Origin of the sequence: Tenacibaculum xiamenense, assembly GCF_964513065.1 — a bacterium.
Lineage (GTDB): Bacteria > Bacteroidota > Bacteroidia > Flavobacteriales > Flavobacteriaceae > Polaribacter > Polaribacter xiamenense.
In genome coordinates this window covers 158,454-182,160 of record NZ_CAZEQU010000030.1, presented here as the reverse complement: position 1 = coordinate 182,160, position 23,707 = coordinate 158,454, and the positions used below count along the sequence as shown (strand labels likewise).

Below are 23,707 nucleotides of genomic sequence, written 5' to 3'. Positions count from 1 at the left end.
AGCGTCCAAATTTAAATTTGGACGCTTTTTTTATGAAAAAAAATTAAAACCTGAAACCCACATTGACAAGTGTAATTGAAAAGTATACATATCAAAAAATCAGGATGTTAATAAATCTGCACAAAGCGGGGTGGAAATCTATTATCCTTATCTATGTATAAGTATTTGATTTTCAATTAAATAATTTGAATTTTTATTTGTGGGTTAAGAAAAAAGTGTACATATTTGCATCGCAATAACGCAACAAAATAATTTAAAAAACGAAGTAACAATGTTTGTAATTAATATAAAAGAACAGAGCTGTTATACCGATCTAGGATCAATAAAACAGACGCTTCGTGATTACTTTTCTTATAAATAACTATATAGTATATATGCAAAGTAATCCGAAGCCCTAAAAGTTTCGGATTTTTTTTGCTGTAACTCCACCAAGTTATTGATTAAAATTCCGAAACAGGAATAAATCGTAAAGCAAGTATTTTTTGAAACCAGAACATAAAAAGTCAGCAAGACTTAGGGAAGTTCGTGGTATCCGTAAAAGACAACGTGAAATTTGGAAGCAACAAAACGATTTAGGTTATATAAAACTTAAAAAGCCAGTTAGACATGGTTGGTTTAAGGAAATTATTATAACTCAAAATATAGATCGATATAATAACAGAGAATATATTCTTGAATTATATGAAGTTATAGAAAAGAGATTTTGGGGTAGGACTAAAGATGAAGCAGATAAAAAATGGTTTAGTCAAATTTCAGAACACTTGATCTATAAAGATTTTCCAACAATTAGTAAGCGTCAATTTAATCGGTTAAGTTATAAAGCACAAAAAATGTGCACAGTGTATTCATATAGAACAGAGGATAAAAAACTCAAGAAGAGATTTTATATCCGAATTCCTAAAGGAGCCTATCGTATCAAATATACAAGAGCTTATGTGACTCACTCTAAAAGAATTGACCCGATATTAGAAAGTGAAGAAGCTTTACTAGCTAATAAGTTGTTGAAGAAAGGGTACTATGAAGCCTCTATAAAACTTTGTGATTTTAAGAGTAAGAATTTTTGGATTACAAGTGATTTTAAGAAAGATAAACTTAAAGTTAAAAGAGAGTTAGAGGCTTTAAGAAAGTATAAAATAAAAGAGATTCTAAAGGAGAAAATATCATGGGAAAGAAGTTAAAAGGAAAAGACCTAATCAAATTAGGATTTCCACAAAACAATAGTATAAATATCGCTTTAGGGCAAATACATAGATATAGAAAAAAAGAAAAGAAAGATCGCATTTTAGAAGAAGCAAAGGAGGTATTGTTGAATCCTGAGAAGTTTCAAGGAAATGCTATTTGGGGAAAAGTTGTTGAAGGATTGGTGAAACCTGTTGAGGTCCAAATGCACAAATTAAGAAATACACGTGCTCCATTCAGTATTTACGGAGAAAATGAAATTGATGAGCAAGCGAAGTTTCAATTGTACGATGCATTAAAATTGCCAATAGCAAAAGCAGGAGCGTTAATGCCAGATGCGCATTCTGGATATGGATTACCTATTGGAGGTGTTTTAGCTACTGAAAATGCAGTGATTCCTTACGGAGTTGGATTGGATATTGGTTGTCGAATGAGTTTGAGTATTTATCCAATGAAGGCAAGTTATTTACAAGGAAAACAGCATCAACTAGAAAATATCTTGAAGGAGCATACCAAATTTGGAATGTATGAAACCCATCGTCAAAAGCACGATCATGAGATTTTCGAAAGGGAGGAATTTAACGAAATCCCTCTGTTGAAAAAGTTAAAAATGAAGGCTTATAGTCAGTTAGGAACATCGGGAAGTGGTAATCACTTTGTAGAGTTTGGAGTTGTTGATATAACAGATGTGAATAATGAATTTAATGCACCCGTTGGACAGTATGTTGGATTATTAACCCATAGTGGAAGTAGAGCCTTAGGAGCGAACATAGCAAAGCATTACAGTTATCTGGCTAGTAAGCAGTGTCCACTTCCAAAGAATGTACAGCACTTGGCTTGGTTGGATTTAAATACGCATGATGGACAAGAATATTGGCTAGCCATGAATTTGGCTGGAGATTATGCAAAGGCATGTCATGATAATATTCATAAAAGAATAGGCAAACTATTAGGAAGTAAATCAATTGCGACCATTGAAAATCATCACAATTTCGCTTGGAAAGAAACCATTAATGACGAAGAGCATATTGTTCATCGCAAGGGAGCAACTCCAGCAGGAAAAGGAGCCTTAGGAATTATTCCAGGATCTATGGTTGCTCCAGGCTTTATTGTTAGAGGATTGGGAAATGAAGATAGTTTGTTTTCGGCATCGCATGGAGCAGGAAGAAAGCATTCTCGAAGAAAGTGTAAAGAGAAGTTTACCAAAAGTGATATCAAACATCAGTTGAAGATGAACGGAGTAACACTTATTGGTGGAGGTGTAGATGAAGCACCTATGGCTTATAAAAACATTAAAAAAGTAATGGCCAACCAACAAGAGTTAGTAGAAGTATTAGGAACCTTTACTCCGAAAATTGTCCGAATGGATCGTTAGTTTGTCAAGGGGTTTAAACCCCTTGGGGATATCAACAAAGAATAGAAAAAGTTTAAACGAGTTCATTATAAAAACATAAAAAAATGAAAAGAGAACACAATACAAAAAGATACGGAGAAATATGGCCGCAATATAAAATAGACAAAGGCCTAGAAATATTAAAAATATTACAACAATGGATTATTGTCTCAGGAGGTTGGGCATGGCATTTTATGTCGGAAGAAAACCACATAGAATATAAACATGCTCATGACCACAAAGACATTGATATTTTCGTTCATCCTGAAAATGTAGCTCAAGTAATGCTATTATTACAAGAAAATGATTTTGAGAAAGTATGGACAAGATACGATCATATACCAAGTAATGAGAATTTCAGACGTTATGAAAAAATAGATTGGTTACCCAATGGCAAACAATATAGAGTAACCATAGATTTTTTTGAAGCGAAGAACATAGAAACTATTAAGGTCAATAATTGGACTTTGGTAGCTCCAAAAACACTCTTAGGTTTTTACAGTAATATTCACGCAAGTGGTAATTGCTGGGCAGTAAAAAAAGCGTTTGAGTTACTAGTAAATGGTAAAAATTTAATCGGAAATCCATTGTTGTCTAAAATCCCATAAGGATATTCCTTATAGATAACATGCAAACAAAAATTATACAAATCACAGCAGCGAAAGGTCCTGCCGAATGCACTTGGGTAGTCGCGAAAGTGTTAAAGATATTTTTAAAAGAAATACAAAGTAAAAACATAACATATGAAATCATTCATAAAGAGAATGGTGTCGAAAATGGAACCGTGCAATCGGTTGTTATACAGTTAAAAGGCAAAGATTTTAATCAATATGTAAAAAGCTGGTTAGGCACCATCCAATGGATAGGGGTTTCTCAATTCCGAAAACATCATAAGCGAAAGAATTGGTTTATTGGTTGTTTTGAATTATCTGGAATACAAAGTGAATCCTTTGATTATACAGATATTGAATTTCAAGCGATTCGAAGTTCTGGACCTGGAGGACAACATGTAAATAAAGTAAGCTCTGCAATACGAGCAAAGCATAAACCTACAGGAGTTCAGGTACTAGTTTCGGATAGTCGTTCGCAACATCAAAACAAAAAAATAGCTATTGAGCGATTAAAAGCCAAAGTGAATGAATGTTATTCTGAAAAACTAAAAGAAAGTGATAAACAGCAATGGGGAAATCATTTGACTTTGGAAAGAGGAAATCCCGTAAAGGTTTTTATTGGAACAGATTTTAAAAAACAAAAAGAATCAAAAAAGTATAGTTCGAAACGAAATCAGTTAAAGAATGATTTACGAAGAGAGCTACAGTAAAAGAATTGTCAGTTCGAGTGATTTTTCACAGAGAAGCGAAGAAAAATTGTATCGAGAACTGTCTAAAAAATAAGAACGGTCTTTTCCAAACCTCGCAGGTTTTTAAAACCTGTGAGGTCTCCAAAAAAGTAAGTTCAATAACAAAAGAAAAGAACAATGGCAACATTAGTAAACAATTATATTTTCAAGGCATTGGATGCATATCCATATGATTTAGAAGAAACAGTTGAAGCATTAAACTATGCATTGTCTTATGACGATAAGAATAGCATGGCTTTATTACTTTCAGGACGAATTCAAGCAGAAATACTTAAAGACTATGAAAAAGCGAAAAGTATTTATCAAGAGGCATTGGCTGAAAATGTGAATGCCATTGAAATTTATCCACATTACATACATACATTATTGTGTAATGAAGATTTGGAAGAAGCGAAACGCTTAATTGATTTTGCATTAACAGTAAAAGGATCTGATAAGGCTGTTTTATATGTAGCCAAAGCAAATCTATTTGAGCAAAAGAAAAAGTACAAGAAAGCGCTGGCAATATTGAAAAAGGCTAGAATACATACCTATAATAATGATTATTTGTATTGTATTGAAAGAGAGGAAGAACGTATAAAGGGGAAGATTCCGAAAAAGAAAAAAGAAAAGTCAAAAAAGTGTAAAAAGAAAAAAAAGAAGTAAATATTTTTATTTGCGCAAAAAGATTGCGTAATAGTATGAAATATTTGCATTGTAATTGAAAAAGAAGGCCTCATCATAACAAAGATTGTGGTGAGGCACTTAAAAAAGTTCATTGAAATTCAAAAGTTCGGTAGCTCAGTGGGTAGAGCATCAGACAACACTATTCGCTATGAAAAAGCAACAATAGTTCCTATGAAAATTAAAACTGTGTGTCGCAGGTTCGATTCCTGCCCGAACTTCTAAACCAATAAAGAAAGTTCCTATAACCATTAGCTTTTAACTAAAATACTTTCCATTGGTTTAACCAGACTCAGTAGCTCAAATGGATAGAGCGCCGTTATCTACTATTCGCTATGAAAAGGCAACAATAGTTCCTATAAAGAGATTTTTAATCCGGAGGTTACAGGTTCGAGTCCTGTCTGAGTCGCAAAAAAAATACTGACAAAGAAAGTTCCTATAATTCATTCACAGAAATTACTTTCCGTCAGGAAAAGACAAAAAGAGTTCCTATAATGGTTCGATTCCATCACAATTGGTTTATTACTCTTCGTCTTTTTTAAAAAAAAATAGGTAAAAGGTGTTCCTATATAATTAAAAAATACGCCTCACTTATTAAAAAATATGAAAAATGAGAACATTAAAATTGTTTAATGCGGTAATAGCAAAAGAAACAGTATCAAATGAAAATCCTTATTTGTCAACAGATGGATTTATTATCGAAAAGAATGCTTTATGGGCTAAAGATAATATTACAGCATTTTACGAAAAAGAGCGATTAACTGGAAACGATTTAAACAAAACCTTCCATAAATCATGGAATAAAATTAAGTCTAGTTCTAGAGTAGAATTGTATGTTGATCAAATTCAACATTATATATCAACTTACGGAAGTAATTTTACAAGCGAAATTTACATTCCTTCAGAAGTTGTTGATATTCCAGAAGTAAAGTTAGTATACAAAGTTGTTAAAGCATATACCAAAGAAGAGATGACTCAAAAATGTATGTCATTACTTCAATCGGGAATTGCTTTAAAAGAAGAAACAATAAATGATTTATTATCAATATTGGTAGATGAATTGGAGTATGAGTTTACGGGTAAAGAAAACATTAGAAATAAAGAAGCTGTTGTTAAAATAGCGGACTTATATCATGTATATCCAGAAAATGTTGTGGAGTTTTTCCGATACATTATTTATAGAACAACCGATTCAACGTTGCTTATTAAAAATGAAGAGTTAATTGAAGCGATAAAAAATAGCTCGTATAATCCTTCAATGGCATTCAATAAATATGGATTAGAAAAGCTAGCTGAAATTTTCAATCGATTTAAGCCTTTGTTTTTAGCTTATAAAAATAGAGCACCAAAAACAGTTAATAAAATTAGTAAGCTGTCGAAAAAGTTTCATAAGCCAATGGTTTCAAATCCATTAAATGAAGTAACATTTTCTTTATTGACTGAAAATGATGTTCATTGGTTAAATAACGCAACTCCTTTTGCTTTATTCAAAGCGTTGAGTGCTTGCTATATTAGAAAGAATGGACAAGATACCTTTTTGTATAGAGTAAGAAACGGAAAATCGTGGGTTAAGCCAGGTGTTATTTCGTATGCAAGTGAGATGAATTACGATTTTATCTTGAGCTATATGAAAACAAGATTCAATTTGGAGGATACTAAGATTTACATACCAGCGGATGTTGAGTACGCGTTACCTACCTCTGAGAAAATGTATGTTGGAAACATTCCAACGGGAACAAAGTTTTTCGGAGAGAAGTTAGCTGTAGGTATTTATTGGAAAAACGAATGGGGAGCGAACGATTTGGATTTATCTGGTTTAAACATTGGAGGAAAAGTTGGTTGGAATGCAAGTTACAAGCAAAATAATGGAAGTCTATTATATTCTGGTGATATCACATCTGCACCAAAAGGAGCAGTGGAATATTTATATGCAGCCAATGGTTTAAACGCTCCAACACTTGTGAATAACAATGTATTTTCAGGAAAGGTAGATTGTGAATATAAAATTGTAATTGGTAAAGGAAGTAACATCAATAAAAATTACATGATGGATCCTAATGAGTTATTTGCTGAAATAAAATGTAGTTCTGTGCAGCATCAAACTATTTTGGGAATGCTATTACCAGAAAGCAAACGACAAAAGGTTTTTGGTATTTCAATGAAAGGAGAAGAAAAACAATCGTTTGTATTGTTGAATTTTGGAGCTGGACATGCACGAGTTTCAGGAAATTCAGAGGTGTCAAATTTAGCTACTAAAGCATTATATCAACAATGGAAAAATCCATTATCATTTAAAATGATAACTGAAATGCTGGGAGCTGAAATTGTAACAAATAAAGAAGAAGCTACTCATGATTTTTCTTTAGATGTACTTGAAAAAGATAGTTTTATTAAACTTTTTGAATAGAAAAAAATGAATAAGAATAAAATAATAATTATAGACTTAGAAGCTACTTGTTGGGATGGAAAAATTCCATCCGGACAGGTAAATGAAATCATAGAAATTGGTATTTGTGTGTTAAATACGGAATCTGGTGAAATATCTAAAAATAAAGGAATATTAATCAAACCAGAACGATCTGAAGTAAGTCCATTTTGTACAGAACTTACTACAATAACACCCGAGCTTTTAGATAAAGAAGGAGTTTCTTTTTTAGAAGCATGTAATCAATTGAGAAATGAATATAATCCAAAGGAATATGTATGGGCTAGTTATGGGTATTATGACTTGAATATGCTAAAGAAGCAATGTAAAATCAGGAATGTTGAGTATCCCATGTCTCAAGAACATATCAATGTTAAAGTACTCTTTTCCGAAGTAAAAGGACTTTCTAGGAAAGTAGGAATGAATGGAGCATTACATATTCTAAATTTTGAATTAGAAGGAACTCACCATCGTGGGATAGATGATGCAAGGAATATTGCGAAAATTTTAGATTGGAGCCTCAAAAATAAAAAGGAAGCCTAACGTATGTAAATAATCAAATGAATGATAGTAATACGAGCGTCCTAATTGTTTAGGACGCTTTTTTTATAGCAAAATGATGGCCAGATAATGAATCTCGGCGATTGTTCAAAAGATATAACTCGTTGGTATACGTACATCGAGATAGTTAAATAAAATAGAAAAATGTTAGTATAGGTTAATTAGAAATAAAACAATAAAAACTGAAAGCAATTGAGAGACAGACTTTTGTAAATAGGAACTAAATCCGTGAGATATCGGACAGGGGGTTTATTGCCTAATATTTAAACTAACTAACTGATAATAAATAAAATAAATTAAAGTTTTTCTTGTGTGATTAAAAAATACGTTTCATATTTGCATCGTCAAAAAGAAACAAAGAATTATTAAAATAGTAAAATGATGAAATCGTATAAACAACATAGTATAGCATATCATTTAGAATTTCGTTCGCCGAAAGAGGAGCTGCTTTTCTGTGGAGATTGTATGCAATTCATTAATAAAAAGGAGATAGATAATGAGAATATAAGTTAATATATATTCTTATGAAAGATACAAAGCATCTCCTTACAAGAGATGCTTTTTTTATGCTATGAGTTAAGAGCATTTTGGGAAGATTGCTAACTCACTTGATTTAAATCGTAATTGTAAGAGATGATTCTTTTACGAACAAAAAGGACAAGGTGGCTGAATGGTTAAGGCAGCGGACTGCAACTCCGTTTTTTATGAGTTCGATCCTCATCCTTGTCTCAATAATCATTATTCAATTATCAATGAACACTGATAACTGATAATTGAAATGCTCCGTTGGTCAAATGGCTAAGACGTCACACTTTCTATGTGAAATTAAGAGTTCGATCCTCTTACGGAGTACAAACTGATTTGTAGCTCAATTGGTAGAGCAAGGCGCTTTTAACGTCGAGGTTGTGGGTTCAAGTCCCATCGGGTCAACAAGCAAGGAAGTGTTGAGCAAATGGTTGGCTCGCCAGACTGAAATGAATTTATGAATTCAACGAAACCTATTTGTAAAAGCGATTTTATTGAGTTAAAATCTGGTCTTTTCGAAGCATGTAGATTCGAGTCCTACCACTTCCACAAAAAAGCATCTGTAGTGTAATTGGTAACATGGTAGACTTCCAATCTTCAGTTTCGAGTTCGAGTCTCGACAGATGCTCAAAAATGCTCCACTAGCCCAATTGGCAGAGGCATCGCGTTTAAGCCGCGTTAAGTCTTGGTTCGAATCCAAGGTGGAGTACAAAATCAATGATCAGTGATCATTGATCATTGAAAAATTGAAACGTTCCGTAGCTCAATTGGCAGAGCAAGGCGCTTTTAACGTCGAGGTTGTGGGTTCAAGTCCCATCGGGCTAACAAATAAGGAAGTGTTGAGCAAATGGTTGGCTCGCCAGACTGTAACTCTGGTCTTTTCGAAGCATGTAGGTTCGAGTCCTACCACTTCCACAATATACATCTATGGTGTAACGGATAGCACAAGAGATTTAGCTCACGTATTTATTCATTATACCGTTAGGGGTTCGTGAATGCATGCATTTCGACCCTCTAGGTCTAAGTTCGATTCTTAGTAGATGTACAAGATCAATGATTAGTGAACAATGGTCAATAAACAACGGGCACTGATAATTGATCATTGTAAAATTGAAAAAGGTTCATTGGGGTAATGGTTATCCTTCCCGACTGTCTCTCGGGAGATACGAGTTCGATTCTCGTATGAACCGCTAATATATAATCAATAAATAAAATAATTGGCGATCAATTATTGACGGCAACTGATAATTGCAAAGTTGATTATAAAACTGGGAAGATAACGATTGGTTGTTTACCTGCTTTGGATGCAGGAGGTTGTAGGTTCGAGTCCTGCTTCCCAGACTAAAACTAGAAAGGAGTGTGTTTAAAAGACTTGGGATAATATAAATCGCATGGTTGTAAAAAGAATTGTACTGTTCTGAGTCTTTAAATTGAGGTATAACTCAGCTGGTAGAGTACCGTGCTTTTAACACGGGAGTCTTGGGTTCGAATCCCAATGCCTCAACAATTGCAGGAATGGCGGAAATGGTATACGCGTCTGATTTAGAATCAGAATCTTGAGAGTTCGAGTCTCTCTTCCTGTACAAGATCAATAAATAATTATCAGTGATCACTGAACAATGATCATTGAACAATTGAAATGGTGACTTTAGTTTATTTGGTAAAACGTCTCGTTGTGGTTGAGAAGAACAGGGTTCGAATCCCGAAGTCACCCAAAAAAAGTAAATGAAAAAAGTAGAAATTGTGGAACAAAAATGGAGAAATTTTAGTGGAAAAGTATTCGAAGGTTCTATTGTTGAGGTGTTAGAAAAAGCCATCTCTAAAGAACAAAAGGAAGGATATCGTTTAAAAGTTTGTGTAGGTTCTGATTCTCAGGCTTACAAATCGTATGTAGAGTATGCAACAGCAATCGTTGTTTTAAGAGAAGGTAAAGGAGGGTTTATGTTTATTAGAAATGATAAAGGACCAAAAAAGGTATCTCTTAAAGAGCGTATGCTAAAAGAAGTAACGATGTCTGTGGAAGTAGCGTATACAATATGTGATTTACTTGATGGCTATAATGTAGGATTGGAAGTACATGCGGATATTAACACAGATCCTAAGTTTCAATCGAATGTGGCTTTAAAAGATGCTATGGGATACATTCTAGGAATGGGATTTGAATTTAAAGCAAAGCCACATGCATTCGCAAGTTCTTCTTGTGCCGATAAGGTTGTTTAATGTCAGTTCGAGTGATTTTTATGAAGTGGAACGGAGTAAAAATTGTATCGAGAACTAGTTAATAATTCGAAGCTTAAAATCTTATTGATACGAAACTATATTGTTTTATAACGCATAATTACACTTGAACTGATATAAAAAATAAAGAATTTATAATTGCGCAAAAAGACTGCGTAATAGTGTGAAATATTTGTAATGTAATTGAAAAAGAACGCCGTTAAAAGTGGGAGAATTGTAAAAAGAAAATACCTCTTTAGCTTAAAAGGAAGAGCTATGGTAAAAGACCTTGTTTCGTAACCATGGAGTGATTGGATGATGTCGTTAGCGATGTGCTTGTTAATGAATAGAATTTGCAGAAGCACCGAACAAAACAGGATTTTAAGTAGGGAAGCGCATTTAGAGCCAATCTGCCTCAATAGAGGAGTATCAGTTCGAATCTGATAAGGGGTACAAATTTTTCTTAACATTTCAAATGAAATTATTTTGAATAACAGAAGTAAATAAGATAATCGTCGTTAATTCATAATGATGTTAAAATATCAAGCGAGTCTTGTTGCGTGTTTCTGTATAACACCATTGTATAAAACCTTGCAGTAATGTATTAGTGTTTTATGTGCAACTTGACTTGAAGGTTTTGATTGTTAGCCAAAAAACAGTCACAAGTTCTATGTGTCGTGGGTTCGAATCCCATCTTCCCCGCAAAGTAAATAAGAAAAAAGGGGAAGTAGCTCAGTTGGTTAGAGCAATAGATTAGAGTTCGTGGGTTCGAATCCCACTCCTGAGAAATCAGGATGGCAGAGTGGTCGAATGCGAAGGACTGAAAATCCTTTAACTCACAGACCTTTCACGTCTGTATTTTTTGCACAGGTTCGAATCCTGTCACAGCCACCAAAACTAGGCTGTGTAGCTCAGTTAGGTAGAGCACTACGCTCATAACGTAGGTTTATTTTTGAAAAGCACATCATCTTTTAAAACTGATGGTAAAAGTAATGGGTGTTACATGAGTTTTTTAATCACAAGATGATACCAAGAGTTTACTCTTTGTTTTCGTTAAAATGATTAAAAAATACTTGTCAAAATGCCTTGAAATAGTAAACTATTTGAATGAAATACGTTTGATGTTTGCAAGTCAATTATGGTTCAGGAAGGAATGATAATCCATTTGATAAACAATTTCGATATTACGTCAAAGACTTAGTATTTCCGTATGCTGGTAAGCATGGACACTCAATGCTTTTATAATAAAAGAGATTAAAGAATTCAATTTAAAAATTGATAAAGGAGAAGTATAACTAAAATTAAAACAAATGAGAAGAGTAAGAATTAATCAAGGATATGTTGGATTGGTGTTCAAAAATGGTGATTATCTTAAAGTAATTACACAAGGTACGTATTGGTTAGGGTTTAATCATGAAGTAAAAGTGTATGATTTAACCAGAGATTTTTACGCTCCAATAGCTTTAGAGATTTTACTAGAAGATGAATACTTGGCAACATTGATAGAAGTGGTTGAAGTAAAAGATGGCCAATTGGCTTTTGTTTATGAAAACAAAAACTTTAAAAGAGTTTTGTATGCAGGCAGGTATGTTTTCTGGAAAGGTTTAGTGAACAGAAAGATTGAGTTGTTTGACACTTCAGAAATTGAAATGCCAAAGAATATGGATAAGACTTTGTTTAATAATTTTGAGGTAAATAAAAACATCAGAGTTTTTGAAGTGGCAGCTTATGAAAAAGCTGTATTGCTTATCAATGATGTTTATGAGAAAACCTTAACGGGTGGTGTTTACAGATACTGGAGAAATGATACCACTATTAAGTTAGCAAAAATTGATATGCGTCAGTTACAATTGGAGATTTCAGGTCAGGAATTGTTAACAAAAGACAAAGCAAACATTAGAATAAACTTCTATACTCAATATAAGGTTGTTGATGTTGAAAAAGCGTTGTTAGCGAATAAAGATTATGAAAAGCAGTTATATATTGCTATGCAATTAATTTTAAGAGCTTATGTTGGTGGATTCACTTTAGATGAGCTTTTAGAAAAGAAAGAAGATATTGCGACCTCAGTATTCAATGAAGTTCAAGAAAAGGCAACTGCTTTAGGTGTTAAAGTATTAAACTGTGGAATTAGAGATGTTATTTTAACTGGAGAAATGAAAGAGATCATGAATCAAGTTTTAGTGGCTCAGAAAAAAGCTCAGGCTAATATTATTACCCGAAGAGAAGAAACAGCTTCAACAAGAAGCTTGTTAAATACTGCCAAATTAATGGAAAACAACGAAATGTTGTTCAAATTAAAGGAGATGGAATATGTGGAGAAAATTGCCGATAAAATTGGTGAAATTACGGTATCAGGAAATGGAAACGTAATCAAACAATTAAAGGAAATTTTCACGCATTAAACGTTAATAGTTTTAGCGAACGAGTCAGTTATAATTTGTGCTTAAAGTTGTGTTATATTTAAGTATGAAGCCATGACTGGCTTTTTCTTTATCTATCTATATATTTAAACATATCCTAATTTTCGTTCCGTTTTTTCTCCAATAAACAATTGCAAGCTATTGTTGTAAGAAGATATAATTTCACTAAATAGGAAATCGAAAAAAGTAATAAATAATGCTGAATTATCCTTTTTAATCTCAAACTTTTCAGGATTATTAGCATACTGAACATAGAACTTATTTTGACTGTTTTTTTTGAATTTCAAATGAATTATAATTACTTCAATCGGTAATGTTTCAGGTGCTTTGCAAACAGTTAAACCGATTCCAAAATGCCAATATCTATCGGGCATAAGTGAAATAGCATGAACTAGCTCAGGTTGTACCAAATCAAATTGACCATTATGATCTATTTTAAATAATGAAAACTGGCTTTCTGGAATTTGGTAATATTCTTTTAGCTGTTTTACTAACTCAACAGCAAGTAGATGACTTTCTTTACGATAGTTGTCAAAACTGTCTTGCGCATGCCCAAAAGCACTACATAATTGATGAAATTTAGTTGTTTCCATAAACTCAGATATAATTTAAACTAAAGTAATATAATAATAAAAGCGCTTGTTTTTACTTTCAGTTTTTGTTCACTTTATTATAGACGGAGTTTATTGGTTAAACTTACCTTAACCAGTTAAACAGATTTGATAATCTGTTTTTTCAAGTCTAAGAAAATAATGTTTCTTCTATTTCATTAAATAAAATGACCTGCTTTGAGGCGTATAAGCAATACTGAATCTATTTTTTTTGATATTCTCAATTTGTTCTGTAAAAGATGAGATCAATTGGTCTTGATCCTTTTCGTTACTTGATCGTATTAATGATTCACTTTTGTCATGTGAGTAAACTATTTCATAGTTGTTGTTTAATATTCTGCTTTTAACTTCGGCAGGATTACCTAAAAGAAAAAAATCTGGTTCTTTTTCTTCCAAATCTAGAAATATTACTTTCTTATTTAAATTATCATATTCGTAGTTTACATAAATAATAGTATCATCAGAGTCATGAAAACTCATGGATGACACCTTTTTGAAAAGATCATTGAATGACATTGGTTGGTTTTGAATAGCATTGAGTTCTTCGTCTGAGATACAGGCTAGAAAAAGTAGTAAAGTAAGTGCTAGTTTTAAAAGTTTGGGGAACAGTTTCATGGTTAAAGACTAGTGCTGATTACTCAATTATAAAAAGATGAAACACTAAAGTAAATTCCAAATACGCTTAGATATTTACTAAGTGATATTATTATGGTTAATAAAACTATTTTGGTAGCGTAAAGTAAATAGTGGTTCCTTCGTTTTCTTTTGAACGAAGCCAAATATCACCTCCATGTAAATCAATAATTTTTTTCACAATTGATAATCCTACTCCAGTTGAAGAGTTTTCATCTCCTAAAGTTTGAAAAATCTTAAATATTTTATCATGGTATTGTTGAGGTATTCCTGGACCGTTGTCGGAAATGCTAAACTCCCAGCAAGTTTCTCGCTCTATAGAGTCAATAATAACAATACCACGTTCATTGTTACTATACTTAATGGCGTTATCAATTAAGTTTTGAAAAAGCTGATGTAATCTAAATTTATCTACCTTTATAAAAGGTAATTTTTCTGGAAGTTTAATAGTAACATGTTCAGGAACATAAATGGTATCAATTAATTCAGGAAGCAATATTTTTAAGTTTGTCTTTCGTCTTGCCGATTTTACTTGATCAATTCTAGCGTATTTCAAAATCCCATTAATCAAGTGATCCATTTTATCAACTTGTTTAAAAAGTAGGGCAATATATTCTTCTATAACAGCATTAGGGCTAGCCTCGTTTTCATCTTTTATCCAGTTAATCAAAGCATTCATACTTCTCAAAGGAGATTTTAAATCATGAGAGACAACCTGTGCAAAGTCATTGAGTTCTTTATTACTAATTTTAAGGTTTCTAACAAGTGCCTTATTGGTCTTGTTAGTTTCTAGCAATAAACTCAAGTTCATGGCACTTTTTAACTGAGTAGCTGCTAAATTAGCAATGGTTTCTAAAGTTTTTAAGTGCTTTTTTGTAAAAAAACCTTGGTTAGTGTTTTTTGAGTTTATTAAGCCAATGGTAATACCTTCATCAATTATAGGAATGAAAATTTCAGAAGCATGAGTTTTCTGATCATTTTCGTATCGAATATCTTTTAGTACATTGTTAATTATTTGAGATTTACCTGATTTCAGTACTTCATTAGTAATGGCCAAATTCAAAGAATAATTCTTTTTACTCTTGTAAGCCGCCATTCGTTCCAGAGTTTTCGTTTTCGAATCCATCAAATAAATGGTTGAATTTTCGAATTGAAGTAAGTTGGCAGGAATTGCTGCTAACTCCCAAGCAATTTCTTTAATATTGGTTTTACCCATTATTGAAGACATTAAGAGGTTTAAGGCTTTTAATAAAGACTGATTTTTATACTCTTTTGTGATGTCTTCTATAACAGCAACTTGGTAGTCTCTGTTTTTACCATTTTTTACCAACGAAACATTGGTTTTAGCAGGGAAAATTTTGTTGTTTTTTGATCTATATCTTTTTACAATTGAAAAGCTATCTATTTCTCCATTATCCAGTTTTTTCATAAGTTCGTATGATTTTTCTTTATCTTCTTTTAATGAAATATCAGCAACTGAAAGTTCTAATAATTCTTTTTCTGTGTAGTGTAAGAAATCTTGAAAAGCTTTATTGGTTTTAAGTATTTTTCCTCGTTTAGTTAATACGATACCTAAGGAAGAGTTTTCTATTATTGCATCTAGTTGTTTTTTTTGTTCATTAAAATATTCTTGCTGTCTTTTTTGTTCGGTAATATCTCGAATAATTCCTTGTGCTAGATGAGGCTTACCATCAGAATTATAGATAATGTTGCAGTTAATATCTACCCATCGAAGTTCTTTTTCACCGTTATATAGGCGTGCCTGAAAGTTTCTGAAACTACCTGTTTTTAAAAATTCTTGAAAGGCATCGCGGGTATGTTCAATATCTTCCTCATATACGGTAGTCATAACGTTAAAAGATTTTTTCTTTTGTGGTACACCGAAGAAATCTTCTGAGGCTTTATTCATTTTAATCACATTGCCAAATAGATCCATTAAGATATAGGGATCAATAATGGTCCGAAACAAATTGTCAAGTTCAATTTGTTTGTCATTGACAAGTTTTATGATTTTTGTTTTGGCACTTTCTAGTTCTTTATTTTTGTTTTGGAGAGCTTTTGAGGTTTCTTGCAAAGCAACTTCGGTTTCCTTACGAGCCATTTTTTCATATGCCAGAGAAGCTTCCAAAAATTGTCGCTTGTTGTGGTTCATTTTTGGTCAGTTAGACTTAGTTAAAAAATATCTCTTAGCTGCGGGGGCTGAAGACATAGGGGTTCTAAAAATCAAGTTAATATAGTGAAAACTAATTAATTATACTAATTGAATGTAGAAAATATTTTTATTTTAAGTTAATCTTGATAACTAGAAATTCATACTAAGCTGAATTCTCTTTCGAGCTAAATCTACTTCTAACACCTTTACCTGTACTTGTTGTTGTAAACTTACATGATCATTAATATCTTTTACAAAAGTGTTAGAAAGATTCGATACATGTACTAATCCACTTTCTTTTACACCAATGTCAACAAAGCAACCAAAATTGGTAATATTGTTTACAATGCCCGGTAAAACCATTCCTGTTTTTACATCGTCAATGGTTTTAATATGTTCATTAAAACTAAAAGCTTTGGCTTTTGATCGAGGGTCTAAACCTGGTTTGTCCAATTCTTTAATAATGTCTTGAAGTGTAGGTAGTCCATATGAATCGGTAATATAACGCTGCAATTTAATTTGCTTTAATGTACTGGAATTCCCAATTAAATCATTCAAATTTTTACCAGCATCCTTTGCCATTTGTTTTACTAAATTATAGCGTTCAGGATGCACTGCAGAATTATCCAAAGGGTTACTTCCATTTTTTATACGTAAAAAACCAGCAGATTGTTCAAAGGCCTTTCCTCCTAAACGAGGCACTTTTTTTATTGCAGTTCTGTTATCGAAAGCTCCGTTTTCGTTTCGGTAGTTTACAATATTTTCAGCCAGTTTTGGTCCAATTCCAGAAACATAACTTAAAAGAGAGGCACTTGCTGTATTTATATTAACTCCAACCTTATTAACACAATGTTCGACAACAGTATCTAGTGATTGTTTTAAACTAGATTGATCAACATCATGTTGGTATTGACCGACTCCTATAGATTTGGCGTCAATTTTAACTAATTCAGCCAAAGGATCAGCTAAACGACGACCAATAGAAACGGCTCCTCTCACCGTAACATCATGATTAGGAAATTCATCTCGAGCAATCTTTGAAGCTGAATAAATAGACGCTCCAGCCTCACTTACTACAAAGATCTCAATAGGACTAGAAAATGAAATATTTCTTACCAATCGTTCCGTTTCCCTTGAAGCGGTTCCATTTCCAATAGATATTGCTTCTATTTGATGTTTTTTTATTAGGTGTTCAAGTGTATAGGAAGCTTCTCTTGATTTGTTTTGAGGAGGATGTGGAAAGATAGTCTCATTTTCCAATAAATCGCCCTGTTCATTTAAACAAACAACTTTACAACCAGTTCGAAATCCAGGGTCAATAGCAAGAATACGCTTTTCGCCTAAAGGAGAGCCCAGTAATAATTGTTGTAGGTTTTTAGCAAATACATTGATGGCAGATTCGTCTGCTTTAGCTTTTGCAAGATTCATTGCTTCGGTAGTTAATGACGGAAGTAATAAACGTTTGTATGAGTCATCAATAGCTAGTTGAATTTCAGCACCACTTTCATTATTTGATTTAATCAGTTTACGATCAATTTTATCTAAGACATTCGTGTCATCAATTTCGATCTTAACACGAATGAACCCTTCCTTTTCGGCTCTTAAAATAGCCAACATTCTATGAGATGGGATTCTTCGTAAGTTTTCCGACCAATCGAAATAGTCCTTATATTTTTGAGCTTCTGCTTCGTCTTTTTTGGTTTTAACAACTTTAGTAGCTATGGTTGAATAACGTTCTAATTCTCTACGAACCATATTACGAATATCGGTACGTTCGTTTATCCATTCTGCTATAATATGTCGAGCGCCCTCCAAAGCTTTATCTACTGATTCCACTTCGTTCTTCACATATTTTGAAGCCACATATTCCAAATCATCATTACGTTGACTCATAATGATTTTAGCTAATGGTTCTAACCCATTTTTTCTGGCAGTTTCAGCTTTCGTTTTTCTTTTCTTTTTAAAAGGAAGATAAAGGTCTTCTAAGGCAGTTAAATTGTCTGTTCTTTCAATTTTAGCCTTTAATTCATCTGTTAGACCACCTTGTTCATCAATTGCTTTTAAAATAGCTTTTTTTCTCTTTTCTAAAGTTTCAAATTGTTCTTTTAGTTGAACTATTTGTCCAATTTCAACTTCATCTAAATTTCCAGTTTTTTCTTTTCTGTAACGAGCAATAAATGGAACGGTACAATCTTCATTCAGTAGCTCAATGGTATTTTCAATTGACTTTTGAGAGATTTGAACGTTTGAAGAAATATAAGTAATGAGTTGCATATTGAAATAATGTTTAAAAAAGAACCCCGCCAAAAAGCGAGGTTGCTAAGATAAAATAATATTGTTTTTGATTAGTATAATCTCTTCTAGAGATTACTTAAAAGGTTCAAATTTTAAGAGTTTATATGAGTTTGTTTTTTTGTTATAGTCAATATAAATGTAATAATCAAGATATTTGAAAATACTATCATCGGTATCTAGATTATCGCTTTTGAAAGGATTTTCAATGTGAAAAACTTTTTTTAAGGTTTCTTCAGTTCTATTGGGATCTAAATAGTCTTTTACCTTTTCATAAACATTATCCGTTTTTTCATCTTTTAAGTGATTCAAGTTCGAATCTAAAATAGAAGAAAACAAAAGATAGTCAGAGGCTAAAGCGTAATCTATAAAGCTCCCAAAATGGATTCCATAAGATGGCCTTGTAGAAGTAAATCCCGCGTCGGAAAAACCAACCCTTAATGCAGGTCCGAAATATGTTGTTTGGGGAAGTACACATCCAATAGTTAAGTTATATTTATTGTTATTAGATATTACGTTAATGGAAGGTTTTCCATACCTCATTTGTCTTATTAAGTTTTTACTAGTGTTTTTCTTATATTTTCCACCAGCGGAATATCTTATCGAAGAGTTCTTGAAATCAATAGAGTCTTTTTTAGAAACAGAGTACTCCGTGAAATTTTCTCTATCATTAAAAGGCGTAATTTTTAATTTTAGGGAATCTTTTGATACAGCTAAAGAAAAAAGGTGGTCATTGTTTAAAAATGCATTTGATTTTTTATGTCGCCTTTTTGTAGTTTCTAATGGATTATTGATTTTCTCGAAATTCGCCGAAAAGTCATCTATATTTACTCTTAATATTTGTGTAAAATTAGAGTTGTTGTTTAAAAGAAAAGTTACAGTTCGATCATTAAGGAACATTTTATAACTAGTAGAGGAAGTAACTATTGATTGAGGCGAACTCTGATCAAATTTAAGCAATGGTTCTTTGGATTCCAATAAGGCAGACATCAAATCTACTTTTTGGTTATCTATTGATAGAGCCTTTATTTTGGTTAAATCAATTTTATTTCTTTTGGGTGTTTCTGTATCGAACGTATAAAAATACAAACCATTAACTTTCTTAGCGCTGGAAACAAGATAGAACTTATTATTTAATGTAAATGATTGTAAATACGTTTCATAATCAGTTAGTAGTTTGAACTCTTTTGAAGTAGAACGTTTTTCTTCGAAAAGAAAAGAAACCTCCAAGAAATCATTCTTTTTGTTTTTGAGATATACCTTATAGTCTCCGTTTTCTAAGAATGAATAACCTATAATTTGCTTGTATTTTCTTAATTTATTATCAAATTGTAGCTGATGTGTCAATCTGAAATTATTGTCGAACTTATAGCAATATGCTTTTTTTGCATCAGCAATAAAAATACTGAAAGAATTATCTTTGGTGTTTACTAAAGGGTAAATATCCTTTTGCTTAGAACGAGAGGTTTTAAGAGAGTGATTAAATTCGGAAATAAGTTCCTGTGCATTATTAATTGAAGAATATAAAGTCAATAAGACTATAAGTAGTGTTTTTTTCATAACTAGATAATTTGAAGAATAACAATTATTTTTCTTTGAATGCGAAATTACCGAAAAAAAGGAGTGAGAATGAAGCCTTTTAAAAATAAATATTCTGAGTGGTTAATATGTGCAAGAATTTGTACTTAATTATAAAAGAAAAAACATAGATGCTTTATTTAATAGATGGTCGGTTAAGTCCAATAACGATTTACCACTTTTCAGAAACTTATATAGAAAAAAATGTTAGTCCCTTGGAAGCAAATTATAAATCAGAGATATTAAGGTATTTCAATAAATCGTATCGAGGAGCCATAGTATTAATGAAAGAAAAATGCGTCGTTTGCAACGAAAGCATTCGAGAATATGGAAATACATCCACAGATGGGTTTTGGAGTTGGAATACGAATTTAACTCACTATGTTGAAAAGCATAATTTAAAATTACCTGAAGTGTTTGAGCAGTATTTATACAAACAAGAATTTCGGATAAAAGATTTTTTACTTGATGATTTAGAGAAGTTTTACCTCAAAATTAATAGGTATGTTTTAAGTGCTGATTTTTTTGAGGATAATTTTGAAAGTTATTTACGTAATAGAAATATGAGTTTGGACGATTTTCACCATAAGTACTCAATAGAAGAATGTGTCAAAATTGAAAAGGAGTTTGATGATTTCTTTGGTATTGAGTCGTTTGATGGATTTGATTTAAAGAAAGTAAATTATGTGAGATTAGAGTAGTTTAAAAATAAATCTCCTGTGCCAATCGATAGGTATTCGCATGGGCTTCCACAATAATTTTTAAGTCTTCAGAATAACCTCCACCCATACTGCAAACAACAGGTATTTCTTCGTCATGACAAGTTTGTAAAACAAAATAATCTCTTTCTTTACAGCCTTCTATAGATAGACTCAATTTTCCGAGTTTGTCGCTTTCCAAAATGTCAACACCTGATTGGTAAAATATAAAATCGGGTTGCACTTTTTTGATCAGTTCAGGAAGTGTTTTCTTTAGTATAGAAAGATATTCACTATCGGAAGTATTATTTTCTAAAGGAATGTCTAAGTCCGATTGTTCTTTATGGAAAGGATAGTTGGTTTTTCCATGCATAGAAAAGGTGAATACAGAATCGTCATTGTTGAAAATTTCAGCGGTACCATTTCCTTGGTGCACATCTAAATCAACAATTAGAATTTTGTTCGCTAATTTTTGTTGTTGTAGGTATTTTGCTGCAACTGCTTGATCATTCAATAAACAAAAACCTTCACCTCTGTCGGAAAACGCATGATGTGTTCCTCCGGCTATATTCATAGCAATGCCATTTTCCAAAGCATAATGAGTAGCTTTCATGGTGCCATCGGCAATAATCATTTCTCTAGCAACAAGTTGTTCTGTAAGCGGGAAACCAATTTTACGTTCATCTCTTTTTGAGAGCGTAATATTTAATAAATCAAAGAAATATTCAGGAGTGTGAACCGTAAAAAAGTGTTTGTTATTCGGAATTTCAGGGGTAAAGAAATTTGCCTCAACGCAAGTTCCTTCATGGAGCAATTGTTGAGGCAATAAATCATATTTCATCATCGGAAACCTGTGGTTGTCAGGTAATGGATGATTGTATATTTCGTGATAAGCTATTTTTAACACACCTGAGATCCGTTTATGACCTTTCCTTTGGGTTCCATAAAGGCTAATTTCCCTTCAGGAGTATCGGTCATTAAAATCATTCCTTGGCTTTCTACACCACGTAACTTTCTTGGAGCTAAATTACAAAGAACGGTAACTTGTTGACCAATGATATCTTCAGGTTTAAAACTTTCAGCAATTCCTGATACAATAGTACGAGTATCAATACCTACATCAACGGTAAGTTTTAAAAGCTTTTTAGTTTTTGCAACTTTTTCAGCTTCAATAATAGTCCCTACACGGATATCTATTTTTGTAAAATCATCAAATTGAATAGTTTCTTTTTGAGGTTCTACTTCCTTATTTGCAGCTTCATTTGCCTTCTTGGTAGCTTCTAATTTGTCTAACTGAATTTGAATAGTTTTGTCTTCTATTTTAGCAAATAGCAACTCCCCTTTATTAACTTGATGATTGGCAGGAAGAAGAACATTTTTCTCAGAAATATCAACCCATTTATGGTTTAGTTCGGCCGTATTAAGGTTTAAAATATTTTTCAATTTTGATGAAGTAAATGGTAAAAACGGTTCAGAAACTACTGCCAAACCAGCAGCTATTTGTAACGCTACATACATAATAGTTTTTACACGTTCTTCATCTTCCTTAATTACTTTCCAAGGCTCTTCGTCAGCTAAGTATTTATTTCCTAATCGAGCTAAATTCATCATTTCTTGAGATGCTTCTCTGAAACGATAACGCTCAATAGATTTTGCAATACTATTTGGAAATTCCTTTAACTGATCTAAAACATCCTGATCAATATCCGAAAAATCAGCTGGAGTAGGAACAATACCGTTATAGTATTTGTTGGTTAATACAACAACACGATTGATAAAGTTACCGAATACAGCAACCAATTCATTGTTATTCTTGGCTTGGAAATCTTTCCAGGTAAAATCGTTGTCTTTATTTTCAGGAGCATTCGCTGTTAATGTGTAACGTAATACATCTTGTTGTCCTGGGAATTCTTCCAAATATTCATGTAACCAAACAGCCCAGTTTTTAGAAGTAGATAATTTATTTCCTTCTAAGTTTAAAAACTCATTGGCTGGCACATTTTCCGGTAAAATATAATTCCCATGTGCTTTTAACATTGCAGGGAAAATAATACAGTGAAATACGATATTATCTTTGCCTATGAAGTGTACTAACTTGGTATCGTCTTTCTTCCAATAATCTTCCCAATTTTTACCTTCTCTTTCTGCCCATTCTTTAGTAGAAGAAATATATCCGATAGGAGCATCAAACCAAACATATAATACTTTTCCATCAGCACCCTCGACAGGAACAGGAATTCCCCAATCTAAATCACGGGTTACAGCACGAGGGCGTAAACCATCATCAATCCATGATTTTACTTGTCCAAGTACATTTGGTTTCCAATCGTTTTTATGCCCCTCTAAAATCCATTCTCTTAAAAAGTCTTCATGTTTATCTAAAGGTAAGAACCAGTGTTTTGTTTCTTTTAAAGTTGGAATGTTTCCAGTGATAGCAGATTTAGGGTTAATTAGATCGGTAGCATTATGACTAGTACCACACTTCTCACATTGATCTCCATAACTTTCTTCGTTACCACATTTAGGACAAGTACCAATAACAAATCTATCAGCTAAGTATTGATTAGCCTCTTCATCATATAATTGTTCAGTTACCTCTTCAATAAACTCTCCATCTTTATATAGTTTCTGAAAAAAGTCTGAAGCTGTCTTATGGTGAATTTCAGCAGAGGTACGAGAGTAATTATCAAATGAAATTCCAAAGTCAGCAAAAGAGTTTTTAATAATACCGTGATATTTGTCAATGATATCTTGAGGAGAAACTCCTTCTTTTTTAGCGCGCATTGGTATGGCTACACCATGTTCATCAGAGCCACATATATAAGCTACATCGTTACCCGTTGCACGCAAAAAACGTGCATATATGTCAGCAGGAACATAAACACCTGCTAAATGACCAATATGAATAGGACCATTAGTATAGGGTAATGCTGCTGTTATTGTATATCTTTTTGGTTTGTTCATGAATGTTACGCTAAAAAATTAAATGCAAAAGTA

General features: G+C 32.5%; 17 protein-coding genes and 14 tRNA genes. 24 read left to right on the top strand and 7 right to left on the bottom strand.

Annotated features, from left to right (window positions below; all coding sequences use genetic code 11):
• Positions 1-482: 482 nt before the first annotated feature.
• The 23 genes from ACKTTV_RS10930 (at position 483) to ACKTTV_RS10820 (ending at position 12,728) form a co-directional block, all read left to right on the top strand.
• Positions 483-1,178, top strand: coding sequence for a hypothetical protein (locus tag ACKTTV_RS10930; RefSeq protein WP_408030868.1), 696 nt, complete (start codon positions 483-485; stop codon positions 1,176-1,178).
• The gene (locus tag ACKTTV_RS10925) at positions 1,163-2,554 is read left to right on the top strand and encodes an RtcB family protein (RefSeq protein ID WP_408030867.1); all 1,392 of its coding nucleotides are present in this window, start codon (positions 1,163-1,165) and stop codon (positions 2,552-2,554) included. The genes ACKTTV_RS10930 and ACKTTV_RS10925 overlap by 16 nt, the downstream gene beginning before the upstream one ends.
• A gap of 83 nt (positions 2,555-2,637) precedes the next feature.
• On the top strand, positions 2,638-3,180 hold the full coding sequence (locus ACKTTV_RS10920; protein WP_408030866.1) for a hypothetical protein: 543 nt from the start codon (positions 2,638-2,640) through the stop codon (positions 3,178-3,180).
• Positions 3,181-3,200: 20 nt separating this feature from the next.
• Complete coding sequence (gene prfH / locus ACKTTV_RS10915) at positions 3,201-3,893, top strand: peptide chain release factor H (RefSeq protein ID WP_408030865.1); 693 nt, start codon at positions 3,201-3,203, stop codon at positions 3,891-3,893.
• A 156-nt stretch (positions 3,894-4,049) separates the two neighbouring features.
• On the top strand, positions 4,050-4,577 hold the full coding sequence (locus tag ACKTTV_RS10910) for a tetratricopeptide repeat protein (protein WP_408030864.1): 528 nt from the start codon (positions 4,050-4,052) through the stop codon (positions 4,575-4,577).
• A gap of 124 nt (positions 4,578-4,701) precedes the next feature.
• Positions 4,702-4,816 (top strand) — tRNA-OTHER (locus tag ACKTTV_RS10905).
• A 68-nt stretch (positions 4,817-4,884) separates the two neighbouring features.
• A tRNA-Lys gene (locus ACKTTV_RS10900) sits at positions 4,885-5,004 on the top strand.
• A gap of 201 nt (positions 5,005-5,205) precedes the next feature.
• A complete protein-coding gene (locus tag ACKTTV_RS10895) occupies positions 5,206-7,002 on the top strand; it encodes a hypothetical protein (RefSeq protein WP_408030863.1) in 1,797 nt (598 codons plus the stop codon).
• 6 nt (positions 7,003-7,008) lie between these two features.
• Positions 7,009-7,563, top strand: coding sequence for an exonuclease domain-containing protein (locus ACKTTV_RS10890; RefSeq protein ID WP_408030862.1), 555 nt, complete (start codon positions 7,009-7,011; stop codon positions 7,561-7,563).
• Positions 7,564-8,237: 674 nt separating this feature from the next.
• A tRNA-Cys gene (locus ACKTTV_RS10885) sits at positions 8,238-8,310 on the top strand.
• A 51-nt stretch (positions 8,311-8,361) separates the two neighbouring features.
• Positions 8,362-8,433: transfer RNA gene (locus ACKTTV_RS10880), tRNA-Glu, on the top strand.
• Between the two features lie 5 nt (positions 8,434-8,438).
• Positions 8,439-8,511, top strand: a tRNA-Lys gene (locus tag ACKTTV_RS10875).
• Between the two features lie 7 nt (positions 8,512-8,518).
• Positions 8,519-8,655 (top strand) — tRNA-OTHER (locus tag ACKTTV_RS10870).
• A 7-nt stretch (positions 8,656-8,662) separates the two neighbouring features.
• Positions 8,663-8,734: transfer RNA gene (locus ACKTTV_RS10865), tRNA-Gly, on the top strand.
• 7 nt (positions 8,735-8,741) lie between these two features.
• Positions 8,742-8,815 (top strand) — tRNA-Leu (locus ACKTTV_RS10860).
• Positions 8,816-8,938: 123 nt separating this feature from the next.
• Positions 8,939-9,021, top strand: a tRNA-Tyr gene (locus tag ACKTTV_RS10855).
• Positions 9,022-9,224: 203 nt separating this feature from the next.
• Positions 9,225-9,296, top strand: a tRNA-Asp gene (locus ACKTTV_RS10850).
• 78 nt (positions 9,297-9,374) lie between these two features.
• Positions 9,375-9,447, top strand: a tRNA-Pro gene (locus tag ACKTTV_RS10845).
• A 90-nt stretch (positions 9,448-9,537) separates the two neighbouring features.
• Positions 9,538-9,610 (top strand) — tRNA-Lys (locus ACKTTV_RS10840).
• 5 nt (positions 9,611-9,615) lie between these two features.
• Positions 9,616-9,689, top strand: a tRNA-Leu gene (locus tag ACKTTV_RS10835).
• Between the two features lie 59 nt (positions 9,690-9,748).
• Positions 9,749-9,819: transfer RNA gene (locus tag ACKTTV_RS10830), tRNA-His, on the top strand.
• 12 nt (positions 9,820-9,831) lie between these two features.
• On the top strand, positions 9,832-10,326 hold the full coding sequence (locus ACKTTV_RS10825; RefSeq protein ID WP_408030861.1) for a ribonuclease H-like YkuK family protein: 495 nt from the start codon (positions 9,832-9,834) through the stop codon (positions 10,324-10,326).
• A gap of 1,307 nt (positions 10,327-11,633) precedes the next feature.
• Positions 11,634-12,728 carry a slipin family protein gene (locus ACKTTV_RS10820; RefSeq protein ID WP_408030860.1) on the top strand — a complete coding sequence of 365 codons (1,095 nt, stop codon included), beginning with the start codon at positions 11,634-11,636 and terminating at the stop codon, positions 12,726-12,728.
• A gap of 104 nt (positions 12,729-12,832) precedes the next feature.
• Here ACKTTV_RS10820 and ACKTTV_RS10815 read toward each other — a convergent pair whose 3' ends face one another.
• The 5 genes from ACKTTV_RS10815 to ACKTTV_RS10795 form a co-directional block, all read right to left on the bottom strand.
• Positions 12,833-13,339 carry a hypothetical protein gene (locus tag ACKTTV_RS10815; protein WP_408030859.1) on the bottom strand — a complete coding sequence of 169 codons (507 nt, stop codon included), beginning with the start codon at positions 13,337-13,339 and terminating at the stop codon, positions 12,833-12,835.
• 168 nt (positions 13,340-13,507) lie between these two features.
• The gene (locus tag ACKTTV_RS10810; protein WP_408030858.1) at positions 13,508-13,972 is read right to left on the bottom strand and encodes a hypothetical protein; all 465 of its coding nucleotides are present in this window, start codon (positions 13,970-13,972) and stop codon (positions 13,508-13,510) included.
• Positions 13,973-14,078: 106 nt separating this feature from the next.
• On the bottom strand, positions 14,079-16,142 hold the full coding sequence (locus tag ACKTTV_RS10805) for a PAS domain-containing sensor histidine kinase (RefSeq protein WP_408030857.1): 2,064 nt from the start codon (positions 16,140-16,142) through the stop codon (positions 14,079-14,081).
• Between the two features lie 150 nt (positions 16,143-16,292).
• A complete protein-coding gene (locus tag ACKTTV_RS10800; protein WP_408030856.1) occupies positions 16,293-18,416 on the bottom strand; it encodes a Tex family protein in 2,124 nt (707 codons plus the stop codon).
• Between the two features lie 93 nt (positions 18,417-18,509).
• Positions 18,510-19,994 (bottom strand): hypothetical protein, encoded by a 1,485-nt coding sequence (locus ACKTTV_RS10795; RefSeq protein WP_408030855.1) that lies wholly within the window; start codon positions 19,992-19,994, stop codon positions 18,510-18,512.
• 149 nt (positions 19,995-20,143) lie between these two features.
• Here ACKTTV_RS10795 and ACKTTV_RS10790 point away from each other — a divergent pair, with 149 nt between their 5' ends.
• Positions 20,144-20,713 (top strand): hypothetical protein, encoded by a 570-nt coding sequence (locus tag ACKTTV_RS10790; RefSeq protein ID WP_408030854.1) that lies wholly within the window; start codon positions 20,144-20,146, stop codon positions 20,711-20,713.
• Position 20,714: 1 nt separating this feature from the next.
• Here ACKTTV_RS10790 and ACKTTV_RS10785 read toward each other — a convergent pair whose 3' ends face one another.
• Together ACKTTV_RS10785 and metG are read right to left on the bottom strand one after the other, a co-directional pair.
• On the bottom strand, positions 20,715-21,617 hold the full coding sequence (locus ACKTTV_RS10785; RefSeq protein ID WP_408030853.1) for a histone deacetylase family protein: 903 nt from the start codon (positions 21,615-21,617) through the stop codon (positions 20,715-20,717).
• Entirely contained in the window at positions 21,611-23,674 is a 2,064-nt protein-coding gene (gene metG / locus ACKTTV_RS10780) for a methionine--tRNA ligase (RefSeq protein ID WP_408030852.1), read from the bottom strand. The genes ACKTTV_RS10785 and metG overlap by 7 nt, the downstream gene beginning before the upstream one ends.
• Positions 23,675-23,707: the final 33 nt, after the last annotated feature.

Bases quoted from the DNA above. Each gene is read 5' to 3' on its own strand.
- ACKTTV_RS10820 (WP_408030860.1), top strand. From the start codon at position 11,634: ATGAGAAGAGTAAGAATTAATCAAGGATATGTTGGATTGGTGTTCAAA.
- ACKTTV_RS10815 (WP_408030859.1), bottom strand. From the start codon at position 13,339: ATGGAAACAACTAAATTTCATCAATTATGTAGTGCTTTTGGGCATGCG.
- ACKTTV_RS10925 (WP_408030867.1), top strand. From the start codon at position 1,163: ATGGGAAAGAAGTTAAAAGGAAAAGACCTAATCAAATTAGGATTTCCA.
- ACKTTV_RS10825 (WP_408030861.1), top strand. From the start codon at position 9,832: ATGAAAAAAGTAGAAATTGTGGAACAAAAATGGAGAAATTTTAGTGGA.
- prfH (WP_408030865.1), top strand. From the start codon at position 3,201: ATGCAAACAAAAATTATACAAATCACAGCAGCGAAAGGTCCTGCCGAA.
- ACKTTV_RS10790 (WP_408030854.1), top strand. From the start codon at position 20,144: ATGCTTTATTTAATAGATGGTCGGTTAAGTCCAATAACGATTTACCAC.
- ACKTTV_RS10805 (WP_408030857.1), bottom strand. From the start codon at position 16,142: ATGAACCACAACAAGCGACAATTTTTGGAAGCTTCTCTGGCATATGAA.
- ACKTTV_RS10810 (WP_408030858.1), bottom strand. From the start codon at position 13,972: ATGAAACTGTTCCCCAAACTTTTAAAACTAGCACTTACTTTACTACTT.
- ACKTTV_RS10920 (WP_408030866.1), top strand. From the start codon at position 2,638: ATGAAAAGAGAACACAATACAAAAAGATACGGAGAAATATGGCCGCAA.
- ACKTTV_RS10910 (WP_408030864.1), top strand. From the start codon at position 4,050: ATGGCAACATTAGTAAACAATTATATTTTCAAGGCATTGGATGCATAT.
- ACKTTV_RS10890 (WP_408030862.1), top strand. From the start codon at position 7,009: ATGAATAAGAATAAAATAATAATTATAGACTTAGAAGCTACTTGTTGG.
- ACKTTV_RS10895 (WP_408030863.1), top strand. From the start codon at position 5,206: ATGAGAACATTAAAATTGTTTAATGCGGTAATAGCAAAAGAAACAGTA.
- ACKTTV_RS10795 (WP_408030855.1), bottom strand. From the start codon at position 19,994: ATGAAAAAAACACTACTTATAGTCTTATTGACTTTATATTCTTCAATT.
- metG (WP_408030852.1), bottom strand. From the start codon at position 23,674: ATGAACAAACCAAAAAGATATACAATAACAGCAGCATTACCCTATACT.
- ACKTTV_RS10800 (WP_408030856.1), bottom strand. From the start codon at position 18,416: ATGCAACTCATTACTTATATTTCTTCAAACGTTCAAATCTCTCAAAAG.